Genomic DNA, 14,568 nt, shown 5'->3' with positions numbered 1-14,568 from the left:
ATGGGACTGGATATCTCATCAGTGAGCTATCACGGGAAAAGGGATGATCCGGTTACAAGATTGGAATACGGAAGACGGGCCATCAGGATGGCTGCGGAATGCTCCGTTCCTGTGGTGGTACTTGGATCTCCTGTCCGGGACAGGGAAGGTTTCCTCAGAGAATCATCTGACCTGTATGACACGTGCTGCAGGCTGGGTGTAAAGCCAGCCTGGGAAACGGAACCCGATACTGTGCTTGACGGTATTGACGAGTTTAATATCTGTATAGCTTCCCTGGGATCTCTTGCCGGTATTAATCTGGATGCAGGTCACTTTCATATTCAGGAGCGGTGTACCGTGGAAGATATCAGGGCTCTGGGAAACAGGATATTTCATGTGCATGTGGAAGGAATGAAGAAATCGGAACACAAACACCTGCTCCCCGGTCAGGGCGATATGAACTGGGGATATCTATTCCGCGGTCTCGCTGAAGCGGGGTACGGAGGGTCTCTTACTATTGATCTTTTTGAAATACCTGCTGATTGGAGAGACTATCTCCAGCAGGCGAATATTGCCCTTGATGCACTGATAATCTATCATAGGCAAAGTCAGGTGATTTCCAAGAAGGGGAATTCATGAGCAGAATTGCGTTAGGTGTCGGACTTACTTCGGCTTGCACTTTTTCATGCAGACATTGCTATTCTGGAGGAGGAAAGAATCCTGTGGAAATGGACAGCGATATGCTGTTTCGCTTCCTCTCTGCATGCAGAGTGGAATCCATCAATCTCGGTACCGGTGAATCCTTTCTTTATCCCGGGTTTCACAATATTCTAGAAGAATTATTCAGATTGAACATTCCGGTGGCTCTTACCACGGCTGGCCCCACTATTGAAGCCATGTCGGACGAGGAGGTTAAAAGACTCCACGATGTGGATTTCTCTCTGGACTTTCCGCAGAGGGATTTACACGATAGCTGGCGGGTTGAAGGCGCCTACGATATGGTGTGGAGAGGAATTGAGCGGTGCAGATCACTTGGTGTTACCGCTTCTGTTGCCATGTGCCTCATGAAGCAGAATGCCTCACATATGAAGCAGATGTGTTCCCTCTGCAGAAACCTGGGTGTGTCTCTCAGGGTGAATGTATACAAGGCCATAAAAGGGAAAGAATATGAACCTGATTACGATTCCTTCTGGCAGGCTATACAGACTCTTTTCACTGAGGCTGAGGCTGTTGCATGTTCCGAGCCGGTGGTAAATGCAGCGCTGGCGGCGGGCAACGGATTAAAGGAATTCCCTGTGAAGGGGAGCCCCTGCGGTGTGTCTTCTCTCCGGTTAAGACCGGGTGGAGAGATCATGCCATGTGTATACTGGGATTACAGTCCCGTAACCATGGAGAATTATCTGTCCGGGGAGATGGATCTTCCATCCGGCTGCGAACTTCCCAAACCGGAACTCTGTAATGATTGCGATTGGTTTGATGTATGCCGGGGAGGCTGTTCCGGGCGACGGCTATATACAGGGAAATCCGAACCGGATATCTACTGCTTCATGAAGAAGGGGCGTTCTGTACCGGAATTTGCTCAGAAACCCGTACTTTCTGGAGACGACTACATACACGCTTCGTATCTTTGCACCATAATAGCGGAATTCGGGGAATGAGCTACGGATCATCGTTTCTGCACGTCTACGAGGTGAATGGTAAAAAGGTTTACTTTCACTCCCTTACTCTTGAACTCTACAATTCGCCTGAGGAATGCCCGTCTCCGGAGCAGGAACAGGAACTGCTTGCTTCGTACCGCAGAAAAGCCGGTGAGAACAGCGGCATTATAATGGGCTGCATGTTCCTGACAACAAGGTGCCCCAGAAGCTGCGGGTACTGTTTTCTGCAGGATGTTCAGCAGGGGGATATGACACCCGCGGAGATAGATGCTGGACTTGAGCTGATCGGAAGCGGGCCGGCTGACCTTCTGTTATACGGGGGAGAACCGTTTCTGAGACCTGATCTTGTACTTCATGTAATCCACAGGGTGAGAAGCAGCGGCGTAAGGATAAACCTGTCCGCCGCTACAGGAGGTATCCCTGTAGATCCCTCTCTTGCCCGCGAACTGGCTTCCGAAGGTACTTTCATAATTGTATCCATTGATGGCCCTCCTGATGTAAACAACAGCGCAAGACCGCTGATTCATGGAAGAAATTCGTTTGAAAAAGCTGAAGAAGCTTTCCACGTGTTTAGGAATGCAGGATGCAGAGTGGGCATATCCGTCACAGTCACAGAAAAAAACATAGAAACGGTCAGGGAGGATTTCCTGTGGCTCATGGAGTACTTCCAACCGGATGACATGGGGCTGAATCCATGGCTGCACCCCCTGAAGGGCGGCAGGACAAATCCGCTGCAGGCCGCCGATCCGGGCATTCTCGAGACTGTTGTCTCCTGCATGGAATTAGCAATTGACCGGGGCATGTACATAGAACAGCTCGCGCGAAGAGTAAGACCCTTCGTCAGACGGACTCCAAGGCTCAAGGATTGTGCTTCAGCCGGAGGCAGGCTGGTACAGATTCCGGGAGGAATTGCAGGCACCTGTGACTGCATGACTGTCTGCGGCGATCACGGTGTGAACCTGAAAAATACCGATGATCTAAAAAATCTGCTTACCCGGTTCAGAGATCTGTCTCCTGTGAATTTTCCCGCCTGCACTACCTGTCCGGCCCTTGCCCTGTGCGGAGGGGGATGCAGATATGATGCATACCATGCCTCCGGAGTACTGAACGGGTCCAGAACCGAAAGGTGTTCCTTCGAGAGGGAATTCCTGAGATGGATGATAGAAAAGTCGGTCGAGCATGGCAGGGAATCACTCATTCCGGCAGGCGGTTTTGATGCCGGCGCCATGCCCATGCCAGTTGGAACCATGATAGGCGAAGAGCAGAGCGTGGACAATTGATCTGGAAACACGGCAATACCTGGTTTGATTCCGTTACTCTGCGGATCTCCGTGGGCTCCCCGCCTGAGGACATCGGTACAGCTGTCCCGCGTGTCCCTCCAGCCGGGGTAAAAGCAGTCCAGGCTGTTGTAACAAGACGATGCAACCTGTCGTGCAGCTACTGCAATGTGAAGCTGTCAGGGGATTCTCCTGATGATATGTCCTTCGAAATTGCTGACCGCGTGATAAGGACTGCTGGAACAGCACCCGTTGGCAGGCTGGTGATGGTCACAGGCGGGGAACCTCTCCTTATCCCCGAAGTGACTTTTCATATTCTGAAAAATGTTGATCCACCGAAGGTTCTGTTTACCAACGCCACACTGGTAACTCCTTTGATCGCTTCCGAGTTAAAACTGATGGGAGCATCTCCGGTTGTTTCACTGGACGGTACGGAGAGTGTTCACAATTCAAAGCGATGCGGTTCCTGGGCCTCCGCTGCGAAAGGGCTGGATCATCTAAGAGAAGCCGGTGTTTCTTATGGAATATCAACAGTGGTCGGTCATCACAACTGGAGGAGCATCAGAACCGGGATGGAGCAAATGTATGAAAGATTCATGCCGGTCAGCATGGGGTTCAACATTCTTCACTGGACGAAGGGGATTTTCGATCCGATTTCGGCTGAAGAATACACTGATGCAATCAGCAACGTATTTTACACTGCTCTGAAACACGGGGTATTTGTGGATCAGATCGCCAGAAGGATAGATCCGATCATCAGCGGTGTGTACAGACACAGGGACTGTGCCGCCCTGGGGGGCAAGATGGTTTTTCATCCGGACGGCAGGTTATCAAACTGCATAAGCGGAAGATCCATGGAGGACTGGTCGAACAGAATTCCTGTGGCGATGAGCTACTGCTCACAGTGCCATGCTGCTGGAATCTGCGGCGGAGGCTGTGCATGGGATGGAATTCATCTCGGAGGATCCGGAAAACCGGATGTCCGGCACTGCATGTGGGTAAAACACATACTGGATCTTTTTCTGGAGGATGTGGAGAAGCATTTCCCGGAGGGTCCTGTTTCCCGGAGGGAATTAAAGAATAGGTACGGTATGCTGATAACCAGGGGCGGGTCTCCTCTCACCGGATCCATTGGTCACCGGGAATGACAGATCTCTCAGACTGGAGCCCGGATCAGGTCAGGGAATATACAGCGAACAGAATGCTATCAGATGCCGATGAATACATACTGGAAGAACTGAAGAAGAGATCACCTGATACTGTTGTTGAAATTGGCTGCGGACCAGGAACAATCGCGGGAAGAGCACTTTTCATAGAGAAATACATCTGCACAGACATAACCGTCGAGTTTCTCAGGGTGACTTCAACAGCCAGACCGTCCTGTGTTCTTCTCAACTGCAGGGCGGAGAATCTTCCGCTTCCGAACGGGATGGCGGATTGCGTGGTGGCCATGGCTGTCCTGCACCACCTGAACGATAAGGCTCTCCAGCACTCCCTGAGCGAAATACACAGGATTCTGAAACCGAACGGTATTTTCCTCCTTCTGGAGGACTGGTGTTTCGAAAAAGGAATCACCGGGTTCGAGGAGGAAGCCAGAAGGCTCCGGTTCAGAAACGGTTCTGATGAAAACCATCTCACGGCAGACAACTGGCGCAGGGTGATAAGAGCAGCCGGTTTTTCCTGCGGAAATCCTGTCTGGACAGAGAGACCATTTCATTCAACGGATCCAAATCTCACCAGGTGGCCGGAAGTGGATAGAAAAGTGAGAATGATGGCTCTGGAATCTGTCAGACAGTAATGAGAATCCTGCTGGTTCAAGCCTGGCTTGGGAGAGAGCAGCATCCTGTACTGCCCCTGGGACTTGCTACTATCGCCGGTTCACTGGAGAAGCATGAAACTCGAATCGAGGATCTGAATCTCAGCCGGTCACCCATGGAAAGGCTTAGATCTGTCCTTGCGGATTACAAGCCTGACAGTGTGGGTTTCAGTCTGAGAAATGCCGACACCACCTCATATTTTGATCGATACAGTTACATTCCCCGGTGTCTTGAGCAGATCGAACTCACTTCCAGACTGTGTCCGAATGCTCACATAATGGCGGGGGGAGCCGGTTTCAGCATTTTCGCGGAACAGATAATGGGTCATTCTCAACATATCCATTGCGGCATAACAGGACACGGTGAGCTTATTATGGAGGAACTGCTAAGGAACAGAGCGTGCGGTCTTTATCCCGGTGCGAAGGGAGAATTTATTTCTCCACGGTTCGATCTGATAAGTGTCAATTCGTACATTCCTTTCGAACAGAATCTGGCAGCAGGCGTGGAGGTTAACAGGGGATGTGATCGCAGATGCACGTACTGTTCCTACTCCGCAATATCGGGGAAGAATGTTCAGGAAAGATCCCTTGAGCTGATCAATCGCGATGTCCAGCAGCTTGCTGCGCAGGGTTTCCGACACGTTTTCCTGATCGCTCCAGTTTTGAACAATCGAAGGGCAAGGGGAATGGAAGTGGCTTCAACGATCGAATCTCTCGATTCAGGTGTTACCTGGGAGGCATACCATTCCGCGCTGAATTTTGACGATGAATATGCTTCACTTATTCGCGATTCAGGTTGCATTGCTGTTTCTTTTTCTCCAGATGGAGGAACAGCGGATCAGATGAAAAGAATTGGAAAGGACTACGATACAGTTCAGCTCGAATCGGCAATTACCGCTGCTGTTTCAAATGGGATTGAAGTATCACTGAATATTTTTCCATGGGATGCCGCTGGGGGGATATCCGAGATGATAAGAGCTTTCCGTAACGGTGCCAGATGGAGCAGACTCGCGGGGACGGGATTAAGGAGACTCCGCTTCAGTCTTATCAGGAGGCTTCCCGCAACTCCGTTTGCGCCTGCTGAAGTTTCTTTAAACGAGAGAATACCGATAAAGGAGTTTATTAAGCCTGGAGCGTTGGGAATGATTGGTTTCCGTGTTATGAAAAGGATGTATGAAAGGAATCCGATAAAGGCATGAAAGTTCTGATACTGGCAGCCGGGATCGGAAGCAGACTGGGCGCGGGAATACCCAAGATACTGGTAGAAGTGAGCGGGAGAACCATTCTCAGCCGTCATGTGGATTCTCTGATACTGGCGGGAATTGCATTGGAAGAAGTCACGGTAGTAACCGGTTACAGGTCTGATGATGTAACAGAAGCCTGTAGAGTTCTTGGTTTGAAAACTGTTTACAACCCGCGGTGGAATACTCCCGGCACTTTCTCATCTTTTGCAGCGATACCTCCTTCTGACAGTTCTCTGCTGATCATTCACGGGGACCTTGTCTGGGAAGCCGGTCTTGCCATGGGTACACTTAATTGCCGGGGAGATATAGCGATACCTGTTGATCCACGAAACAGAGCTGATGAAGAAGCCATGAAGGCGGAGGTTCTCGGCAGCCGGCTCCTTCGCCTTTCAAAAGCTCTGCCTGTTTCCAGATCCGCCGGAGAATCCATGGGTATGTTCTTTGTCCGTCATCACCGGATACTTCACAGGCTTTCGGAGTGTCTATCAGATGATCCTTCGGCAAATTTTGATGATGCGGTGAATCTTGCCACCGGTTTTCTCAGAACAGAAGCATGGATCACCGATCAGTTCGTCTGGGAAGAAGTAGACACACCTGAGGATCTTGCAGCAGCCGGGAGAAAGTTCTCATGACACACCCTGAAACCTGGGAATATGTCTGGAGGAACAGAACCTCACAGAAAGGAATTGTCCACAGGGCAGGAAGATCACTCGCCGCGTTCGGAGATCTTCAGAAACTTGTTATAGAGATACTGAAGAGAAGCGGTAGAATAACGGAGAATACCCGAATACTTGAAGTAGGATGCGGATCGGGTCCTGTAGCCGGCAGGCTTTTACGATTTACGCCTTTGGTGTATGGCGTGGATATCTCACCGACTGCAACGGAACTGACAAAGAAGACAGGAGCGGGAGCAGCGATAACCGACGCTCGGGAACTTCCTTTTAAAGATGGAAGCTTTGATCTTGTTTACAGCACCGGTGTCGTGGACCTGTTTGATGATGCTTCCGCTGCCGTTATCCTCAGAGAGATGGTAAGGGTTGCATGTTCTGGCGGCCGGGCAGTTATTATCACTGCATGGGAGGGCTGCCGTCTGCATGAGACCATCAAGGAATATCTGATCAGAAAGAAACGCTGGCGTTACGGACCCAAGCGGACCTACGCTGCGCTTGAACCGCTTCTGCCGATGAAGGGATTGCGGGTCAGGGAGCGGGCAATGGGAGCCCTTTTTCAGTTCAGGTTTGTATCGTATCTTTTCGAGGAGCATAAGCTGGCACGGAGATTGTATCATTGTGCTTACCTGCTGCTATCGATACTCCTCTGGCCACTTAACAGGCTGCCCGGTGCAGTACTTGTGACCATAGTGGAGAAAGAATGAACAGAATTCCTGATATCTCCAGGCTCAGAACCATCTGTCAGCCGGAAAATCTGGATGTCTGCCTTTACAGGAGACTGATCATCCGTCGATTTTCCATTTACCTGACAGCACTTTTCCTTCGCATGGGGCTGTCTGCGAACTGCGTCTCTGTAATTAAAGGTGTTCTTGCCTGTGCCGGAGCTGCTCTCTTTGCCCCCGGCAGACCAGTGTGTTTCGTCGCAGGCGCTTTTCTTCTTCAGCTTTCCTTCGTCCTTGACGCATGCGACGGAGAGGTTGCCAGATTCACTGGAAGCAGCCGCAATGCAGGCGGTGAATTCATCGATAAGATCGGGGATACAGGTTCAAGGGGACTCTTTTATGGTGCCTGGGGATGGGGTATGTACAACCTGACCGGTGATCTCAGGGCTGTCGTAGCCGGAACTGTTATGGCCGGTCTCTGGCTTGTGGTAAGGTTCTGCGCGGTAGAGACCCTCCTTGAGAGCTTCTTTAATCACATCGGAATAAGGGCAGGTCAGAGTGAGCAGAAATCTCTGAAAATGCTGTTTGTAAAGAATTCTCGATGCGGGAGAATCGAATATCTGCTTTCCTCAGTGTTTCACCCATGGATGAATATGGCTGCATTAGCTGCCTTGCTGTCCTTTTTTCCGGTCCCTTTCTCAGGTCTTTTCTGGACCTATTTCATTCTCTGGATCATCAACACGATCAGGAAACTTCGTAGCGGGTTCAAGATTTCGAACTTCGAAAGACCGCTTCAATGACCGGAGTAAACGGAGTTGTACTTGCAGGTGGGGAATCAGGCAGGATGGGAAAGGATAAACGGACGGTGATTCTCTCCAGCGGTCTGTCCATGGAGGAGAACGCGCTGAGAATTCTGAGTTCTTCCGGCTGCAGCAATGTTTATACTTCCGGTCCAGGAGGCATAACAGACATCCATTCCGGAAAAGGGCCAATGGGAGGGATCGAAGCTGCTATGCATGTGTACAAAAATAACGGCGTGATGTTTCTTCCATGCGATATGCCCCTTGTGATGCCGTATCAGGTGGAAAGAATTGTCAGGTCCTTTATTCAAAGACCCCATCTTCCCTCGGTGGCTTTTGCTCCTGATATGGAACCACTGGTCACAGTTGTTCCGGTTTCATGGAGAGAGATGATTTCAAATGCTGTGGCTCTGGGTCATCTGAAGATGGGAAAATTCTGGCAGGACTGCGGATTCACACCGGTCAGGATACCTGAAGGATATCTGCTGAAAGATGCGGACCATCCATGGGAGCTTCCTGCATGATCCATCTTGTTCTTGATCTTCTTAACTTTCTTATTCTTCTCGGTTCCGCGGTACAGGTGGTTCCGCTGCCTGGTATTCCGGTGGACATTCATCCTCTGGACAGAGGGTATGCGGTAGCATGCATCGATCGATCCTTGATCTGTGTTGTGGATACAGGATACATAGTGGATGTTCTCCCGCGGAAAATACTGGAACCCCGTGATATCTGCCTCTGGAACGGAGAACTCGCTGCAGCGGACTTTGCAGGTGAATCTATCGTCATGAACGATCGGATGATACCACTTCCGGGAAGCCCGGACAGGATATGCGAGGTGTTCTGGAATACTCCTTCTACTTCGGAATTAGCAGTAGCTATTTTTGATCCTGGTATCGTTGTTCTTGTAGAGCAGGACGGTACGGTTTCGACCCTTGTGAAAATGCCTGGAGCCAAATCGCTTTCTCCGTGTGACGCAGACGGAGACGGGGACATGGATTTATTCGCTTCAGGTTTCGGAAGCGGTGTGATATTCATAGAGAATTGCTGCTCAACTCCCGTTGTTCACTATATTGGCACGATTGAGGTTGGGGTTAAAAGATGCTTTGCAGTTGACATGGATGAAGATTCCCTCATGGATGTGGCTGGTATTGCCTGTGCTGAAGGTGGTGCTGGCTGGTGGAAAAATCCGGGAAGCATTGATGGTGAATGGGAATTCCATGTGATAGACAGTTCTCTGGAAGGACCGAAGGATATCTGGTGCCGTGGCGACAGCATTGTGATTGCCTCGCTGTTCAGCGATGCATTTGTTTCGTTCATTCCCGGGATTCAGTTCCCTGAAGGCCTTTTGTGCTGTTATATCTCCGATGAAGGGGATATCATTCTTGGACACAGGCTGGGATTTCTTATTCATGTGGGAACACCGGTGCTCCGAATGCTGCTGGAATAGTAAAGGATATCCCCAAACAGAATATAAATGTATTATCTTAATTAGTAGTGTTAGATAAAGGAATATTTTGAAGGTTATGTTTTTGCATTAAATGTACTTGGTACAATTTGCTTGAAATAGATAACTATTACTCATGAAATGCGAGGTAAACTCATGGGCACAAGGTATGTTCGTTATTTGATTTTTCTGTCACTATTTTTAATCAACTCCTTTTCCCAGGCAGGCGGCATCCGGGGAAGAGTATTCGACAGTAGAGGTAATCCTCTTGTTGGCGCTACGGTAATGATAACAGGTACTTCCTTGGGTGCGATGACCGGGCCCGATGGAGAATACACCATAAATGATCTAGAAACAGGTGTGTACTCGATACTGGTTGGAATGGTAGGAATGGGGCAGCAGACAAGGGATGGGATTGTCGTGGATGAAATGCACGATACTGTGGTGAACATAGGAGAACCTAACCCTGAGCACATGGATAGGTATGGTTTCGATGAAGAGTGCTTCTGCGGCAGGATAATTATTCCGGAGAGTGAGGACTCTATCAGCGATCTGCCCCTGCAGCATACCAGTGCGCGTATAGCTGTGTGCGGAAATGTTCAGAGAGTTGATGTCAGGCAGATCTACGGCAATCCATTTTCCAGTCCGATTGAGGCGATATACGTGTTCCCGCTTCCACATGACGGCGCTGTGGACCGGATGAATATATACATTGGTGATCGTTTAGTTGAGGGACATGTATACGAGTCGGGAAAAGCCTCAGATATCTATGAAGATGCTATCACCACTGGGCATACTGCGGGTCTACTGGCGCAGGAGCGTCCCAATATCTTCACACAGACATTAGGAAATATTCTTCCCGGCGACAGCATTACTGTAGAGATAAGTTATGTTGCTCCGCTTGATCTATTTGAAAATGAGTTCGAGCTTGTGTTTCCAATGGTGGTGGCCCCCAGATACATACCCGGAGTATCCATGTCTGACAGAGATCGGGGTTGGGCAGACCCGACTGATCAGGTGCCAGATGCCAACAGGATCACCCCTGTTGTGCTCCCAGAGGGGATGCGTGCCGGATACGACATTGATGTGGAAGTTGTGGTAAATGCCGGTATTCCGATTTATAACCTGGAGTCTGTCAACCACGATATCGATTGGCAAATGGATGATGGGGTGGTAACGGTAACTCTTAAGAACGAGAATGAGATTCCTAACAGGGATTTTGTGTTGAGGTATTCAATCTCTGCAGATTCCAGGGAAGCTGGACTTATTGCGACCAATTCTGAACTGGGCGGCCACTTCATGCTGGTGATCAAGCCGGAGGCTGAGTTTGATAACGGCTCACCTGAACCCAGGGAATACGTCTTTGTGGTGGATTGCTCCGGATCCATGAGTGGTCAACCTATGGCAGTAGCTAAGGAGACAATGCGCCACTTCATAAGGAGCATGGGCAATGATGATACCTTCCAGATCATAAAATTCAGTCAGAGGGCATCTTCCTTTGCAGAAAGTCCTGTGGAGTGCAGCAGGAGAAATGTTAACCTTGGGCTTGCTTATGTGGAGATGATGAGTGGTAGTGGCGGTACTGAGATGATCAACGGGGTCAGGGCTGCACTGGGCTGTCCAGAGGACACAGAGCGGAACCGATATGTGATATTTCTTACAGATGGTCTGATAGGAAACGAAGATCGGATATTCGAGGAAGTGAGGAACCTCCGTGGTGATCATACAATGCTTTGGAGTGTGGGAGTGGGTTCAAGCCCTAACAGGTACTTGCTGGACGGGCTCGCCGAGGAAGGAGGAGGAAAGCCCTTCTATGTTGCTCTCCAGGAAGATCCTAGCGAAGTTGCCTTAAGAATTCATTCACAGATCAACGATCTCTGCATAAGGAATGTTTCCATTGACTGGGGGGATCTACATGTGATGGATATCTATCCCGAAGAAATATCATTCCTTTTTGCAGGTGAACCACTCTTCATAATGGGAAGGTATTTTGGAAGCGGTTCCGACAGAATCAGAATTGCCGGGCAGGTTGGGGACGAAACGTGGAGCGAGAGATTGAGAGTGACGCTGCCATTCCATGAGGAAGCCAACGATGTGATTGCAGCCATCTGGGCCAGGGAAAAGATCCATCATCTGGAGAGAATGATGCTTGATGCTGCAGACTCTGAAGCTATTGAAGAGTATGTATCACTGATCACAGAAACTGCACTGAATTACCAGTTGCTCAGTAGATACACCTCCTTTGTAGCTGTGAGCCATGAGGTGAGAACTGATGAACAGGGACATCCCATCAATGTAGAAGTGCCTGTTAACATACCGGAAGGCATACTGTATGAGGCGGTATTCGGTGGATTGGAACCCTCATCCATAGGTAGTACTACGATCACAGTCTCCGATTCGAGAGGTATGATAATGCAGGATGCCACGGAATCTTTTCATGTTGTGGCACGCAATGAAACAGGAACCATGCCCGTAGCTGGTATCACCGCTGCGGTGAACCAGCAGGCTGGTGCCATCACTGAATCCACCGTCGAAACCTTTGTATCAAGGGAAAGGACTATTACTGCTACTCTTGATTCTGGCGCATCAGTCACACTGCTTATGACGACTGCTTCCGGGCCGGGAATACCATATGAACAGCTGAATGCTATCCTGACAAGGGCTATTGAGCAGACATCTGAAGTTTATGAGCAGTTTTTGGGTCTGGCGGAAGGCATGATCATCTTCAGAATCAAGTTTACCGCAGATGGTTCTGTTGCCGATGTATCTGTAACTCAGAATTTTACCGGCAGTCAAATTCTTGCTGAGCAAGTGATTTCGATTCTTAAAAGGATAATTATTGATAACTGTCCAGGACAAGGGGTAGAACTTGAGGTCGCTATCGAATTCATAGCTCCCTCTTAGAGTTTTCAACTGGATTTAATCAGTTCTGAATTATGACAGCAGGCTATCTATTTGGAGCGGTGTGTCTCTTGGAAGAAAATACGATGGAAAAGATTGGCTACAAAAAAGAACTAAGTCATCTCACGTTCATCAGGTTTGTGACCCCAGTTGAAGTATACCAAAAAAATAAGGGAGGGTAACATAGATACAGCCAGAATGTTCATGTAATGATCTTCAACAAGCAGATTTGTTCACTCTGTATTACTGGTGATCGAATTCATCGAGAAGAATTGCCTTACATTTATCGTAACAGCTGGGTTGCAATACCCTCTTATAACTGCTGAACAAAGGTGTGGATTTGTGTCAGTCTTGACATGATTGTTGTAGAAATTTATAATGCCGTACGCAATTATGTACATGCACGGTTTGGAGTTATTATGTATGCGATTAGCTATACGGCAGCACGCGCAAACTTGGCCAAGACAATGGAAAAGGTTTGTAATGATCATGCCCCGATCATTATAACCCGCAAAAGCGAAAATCCGGTAGTTATGATCTCTCTTGAAGACTATGAAGCCATGGAAGAAACAACATACTTACTCCGTTCTCCTGCTAATGCAAGACTGTTGCTTGAATCCATCGCCGAGCTTGAAGCAGGCAAAGGATCAGAAAGAGAACTCATCACGTGAAGCTAACTTTCTCCACAATAGCGTGGGAAAATTACCTTTACTGGCAAAGCACGGACAAAAAAACACTTGGAAGAATAAATACCCTTATCAAAGATATACAGCGTACTCCTTACAAAGGTATTGGCAAACCAGAACCACTTAAACATGGCCTGTCAGGTTATTGGTCCAGGCGTATTAACGATGAACACCGAATAGTTTACAAATACAAAAATGATACCATTCTGATTGCGCAACTCAGATATCACTATAGCGCAGGTGATTGAGATGATAACTGCCGGGTGCATTCCATAATCGATAATGTTGGATTGAATAAAACTATTCCCGAATGAAGAAATACAGTCCGAAGCCGCCTTTTGAAATCAGGGCAACGCACACCAGAGCAATGATCCAATCTGGAGTCGGATTACATTTGTGCATTCTCCCATACATACCCATAAGAACTATGAATATCGTACTCCATGAATATGAAGCTACTTTCCTCTCCAGATGCTCTTCTCGTTCATCAGGCTTGTGACTGGTGTAGAAGTACATTACAAAAATAATGATAGGTAACATTGATATCCCCATAATATAAATGTAATGGCCTTTAACAAGCATATTTGTATCCCAGAAAAGGCTAAGAGCCGCAAATATTATTCCAAAGGCAAGGTGAACTGCGGACCATACAATGTAATTACCCTTTATAGACTTCATATCACTCTTCCTCCTCAAGCTTAAACACCTCGTCAACAGGAATCTTAAAGAAATCTGCGATTTTCAAAGCCGTAATAATCGAAGGATTGAATTTTCCCAGTTCAATTGAGTTTACTGTCTGTCTGCTGAGATCTACTTCTTCCGCCAGATCTTTCTGACTGATTTCTCTCTCCGCGCGGAGAACCCGGAGCTTATTCTTCAGTTTCATTTCAACTCCCTTCTCCAGGAATGTAGCTAATCATAGGCATAATATCAAGTATTATAGACATTATGACTGGAGTACGCTACACCGCTTTGTATGTTTAAGGGAAGAATTGAGATTAGACAAATTATGAATCATTTTTCTATCTACCGCCTGAGTACTTGATGAGGATGGGAGAGCATGAGAAAGAAAGGTGCAGATAATAACAGCGTAATCAATTATGTAAAACGATGTAAAACAGCAGAATTTACGGTGAAAATGTGCCTGTATACTTCTGGACGAAGCGATTGTATACTATCCCGATTATATAAGGGTTTACAGAGAAATCATGTCATCGAAAGGCGGAACGCGGATAATGAATAGACTGTTTTCTATAATTGCGACTGCTTCGGTTGTCCTGCTATTTTCAAGCTGTATGGGTACATTTGAGACGGCAAGAGTCGTACCTTTCAAGGTTGGTGCTACCTATTTCACAACAATTGATGCCAACGAAGATGATTCCTTCAATATGCCTGGAATTGTTGTTGAAGCAGGATTGCCGGCAGGTCCG

At 48.2% G+C, this 14,568-nt stretch carries 17 protein-coding genes; 15 read left to right on the top strand and 2 right to left on the bottom strand.

Annotated features, from left to right (window positions below):
• From K8R76_07005 to K8R76_06940, 14 genes are all read left to right on the top strand, one after another.
• On the top strand, positions 1-618 hold a 618-nt coding region (locus K8R76_07005), incomplete at its 5' end, for a sugar phosphate isomerase/epimerase (protein MCD4847921.1).
• Positions 615-1,637, top strand: coding sequence for a radical SAM protein (locus K8R76_07000; GenBank protein MCD4847920.1), 1,023 nt, complete (start codon positions 615-617; stop codon positions 1,635-1,637). The genes K8R76_07005 and K8R76_07000, both read left to right, overlap by 4 nt.
• On the top strand, positions 1,634-2,917 hold the full coding sequence (locus K8R76_06995; GenBank protein ID MCD4847919.1) for a radical SAM protein: 1,284 nt from the start codon (positions 1,634-1,636) through the stop codon (positions 2,915-2,917). The genes K8R76_07000 and K8R76_06995 overlap by 4 nt, the downstream gene beginning before the upstream one ends.
• The gene (locus K8R76_06990) at positions 2,914-4,062 is read left to right on the top strand and encodes a radical SAM protein (protein ID MCD4847918.1); all 1,149 of its coding nucleotides are present in this window, start codon (positions 2,914-2,916) and stop codon (positions 4,060-4,062) included. The genes K8R76_06995 and K8R76_06990 overlap by 4 nt, the downstream gene beginning before the upstream one ends.
• Positions 4,059-4,712 carry a methyltransferase domain-containing protein gene (locus K8R76_06985; GenBank protein MCD4847917.1) on the top strand — a complete coding sequence of 218 codons (654 nt, stop codon included), beginning with the start codon at positions 4,059-4,061 and terminating at the stop codon, positions 4,710-4,712. The genes K8R76_06990 and K8R76_06985 overlap by 4 nt, the downstream gene beginning before the upstream one ends.
• Positions 4,712-5,929, top strand: a complete 1,218-nt coding sequence (locus tag K8R76_06980) for a cobalamin-dependent protein (protein ID MCD4847916.1) — start codon at positions 4,712-4,714, stop codon at positions 5,927-5,929. The genes K8R76_06985 and K8R76_06980 overlap by 1 nt, the downstream gene beginning before the upstream one ends.
• Complete coding sequence (locus K8R76_06975; GenBank protein MCD4847915.1) at positions 5,926-6,606, top strand: NTP transferase domain-containing protein; 681 nt, start codon at positions 5,926-5,928, stop codon at positions 6,604-6,606. The genes K8R76_06980 and K8R76_06975 overlap by 4 nt, the downstream gene beginning before the upstream one ends.
• Complete coding sequence (locus tag K8R76_06970; protein MCD4847914.1) at positions 6,603-7,349, top strand: class I SAM-dependent methyltransferase; 747 nt, start codon at positions 6,603-6,605, stop codon at positions 7,347-7,349. Before K8R76_06975 ends, K8R76_06970 begins: the two co-directional genes overlap by 4 nt.
• Positions 7,346-8,107 (top strand): CDP-alcohol phosphatidyltransferase family protein, encoded by a 762-nt coding sequence (locus K8R76_06965; GenBank protein ID MCD4847913.1) that lies wholly within the window; start codon positions 7,346-7,348, stop codon positions 8,105-8,107. Before K8R76_06970 ends, K8R76_06965 begins: the two co-directional genes overlap by 4 nt.
• The gene (locus K8R76_06960) at positions 8,104-8,631 is read left to right on the top strand and encodes a molybdenum cofactor guanylyltransferase (protein ID MCD4847912.1); all 528 of its coding nucleotides are present in this window, start codon (positions 8,104-8,106) and stop codon (positions 8,629-8,631) included. Before K8R76_06965 ends, K8R76_06960 begins: the two co-directional genes overlap by 4 nt.
• Positions 8,628-9,554 carry a hypothetical protein gene (locus K8R76_06955; GenBank protein MCD4847911.1) on the top strand — a complete coding sequence of 309 codons (927 nt, stop codon included), beginning with the start codon at positions 8,628-8,630 and terminating at the stop codon, positions 9,552-9,554. Before K8R76_06960 ends, K8R76_06955 begins: the two co-directional genes overlap by 4 nt.
• A gap of 177 nt (positions 9,555-9,731) precedes the next feature.
• A complete protein-coding gene (locus K8R76_06950) occupies positions 9,732-12,455 on the top strand; it encodes a carboxypeptidase regulatory-like domain-containing protein (GenBank protein ID MCD4847910.1) in 2,724 nt (907 codons plus the stop codon).
• A 416-nt stretch (positions 12,456-12,871) separates the two neighbouring features.
• Positions 12,872-13,123 (top strand): type II toxin-antitoxin system prevent-host-death family antitoxin, encoded by a 252-nt coding sequence (locus K8R76_06945; protein MCD4847909.1) that lies wholly within the window; start codon positions 12,872-12,874, stop codon positions 13,121-13,123.
• A complete protein-coding gene (locus tag K8R76_06940) occupies positions 13,120-13,386 on the top strand; it encodes a Txe/YoeB family addiction module toxin (GenBank protein MCD4847908.1) in 267 nt (88 codons plus the stop codon). Before K8R76_06945 ends, K8R76_06940 begins: the two co-directional genes overlap by 4 nt.
• Before the next feature lie 52 nt (positions 13,387-13,438).
• Here the strand turns inward: K8R76_06940 and K8R76_06935 are convergent, their stop codons facing one another.
• Together K8R76_06935 and K8R76_06930 are read right to left on the bottom strand one after the other, a co-directional pair.
• A complete protein-coding gene (locus K8R76_06935) occupies positions 13,439-13,816 on the bottom strand; it encodes a hypothetical protein (GenBank protein MCD4847907.1) in 378 nt (125 codons plus the stop codon).
• Between the two features lies 1 nt (position 13,817).
• The gene (locus tag K8R76_06930; GenBank protein ID MCD4847906.1) at positions 13,818-14,024 is read right to left on the bottom strand and encodes a helix-turn-helix transcriptional regulator; all 207 of its coding nucleotides are present in this window, start codon (positions 14,022-14,024) and stop codon (positions 13,818-13,820) included.
• Between the two features lie 349 nt (positions 14,025-14,373).
• Here K8R76_06930 and K8R76_06925 point away from each other — a divergent pair.
• Positions 14,374-14,568 (top strand): hypothetical protein (locus K8R76_06925; GenBank protein ID MCD4847905.1); only part of this gene is annotated, 195 nt, incomplete at its 3' end.

Origin of the sequence: Candidatus Aegiribacteria sp. (assembly GCA_021108435.1) — a bacterium.
Classification (GTDB): Bacteria; Fermentibacterota; Fermentibacteria; order Fermentibacterales; family JCC-6; genus Aegiribacteria.
The sequence above is the reverse complement of the archived record's forward strand: the minus strand, read 5'-3'. Positions and strand labels throughout refer to the sequence as shown.

Bases quoted from the DNA above. Each gene is read 5' to 3' on its own strand.
- K8R76_07000 (MCD4847920.1), top strand. From the start codon at position 615: ATGAGCAGAATTGCGTTAGGTGTCGGACTTACTTCGGCTTGCACTTTT.
- K8R76_06995 (MCD4847919.1), top strand. From the start codon at position 1,634: ATGAGCTACGGATCATCGTTTCTGCACGTCTACGAGGTGAATGGTAAA.
- K8R76_06985 (MCD4847917.1), top strand. From the start codon at position 4,059: ATGACAGATCTCTCAGACTGGAGCCCGGATCAGGTCAGGGAATATACA.
- K8R76_06980 (MCD4847916.1), top strand. From the start codon at position 4,712: ATGAGAATCCTGCTGGTTCAAGCCTGGCTTGGGAGAGAGCAGCATCCT.
- K8R76_06975 (MCD4847915.1), top strand. From the start codon at position 5,926: ATGAAAGTTCTGATACTGGCAGCCGGGATCGGAAGCAGACTGGGCGCG.
- K8R76_06970 (MCD4847914.1), top strand. From the start codon at position 6,603: ATGACACACCCTGAAACCTGGGAATATGTCTGGAGGAACAGAACCTCA.
- K8R76_06965 (MCD4847913.1), top strand. From the start codon at position 7,346: ATGAACAGAATTCCTGATATCTCCAGGCTCAGAACCATCTGTCAGCCG.
- K8R76_06960 (MCD4847912.1), top strand. From the start codon at position 8,104: ATGACCGGAGTAAACGGAGTTGTACTTGCAGGTGGGGAATCAGGCAGG.
- K8R76_06955 (MCD4847911.1), top strand. From the start codon at position 8,628: ATGATCCATCTTGTTCTTGATCTTCTTAACTTTCTTATTCTTCTCGGT.
- K8R76_06945 (MCD4847909.1), top strand. From the start codon at position 12,872: ATGTATGCGATTAGCTATACGGCAGCACGCGCAAACTTGGCCAAGACA.
- K8R76_06935 (MCD4847907.1), bottom strand. From the start codon at position 13,816: ATGAAGTCTATAAAGGGTAATTACATTGTATGGTCCGCAGTTCACCTT.
- K8R76_06930 (MCD4847906.1), bottom strand. From the start codon at position 14,024: ATGAAACTGAAGAATAAGCTCCGGGTTCTCCGCGCGGAGAGAGAAATC.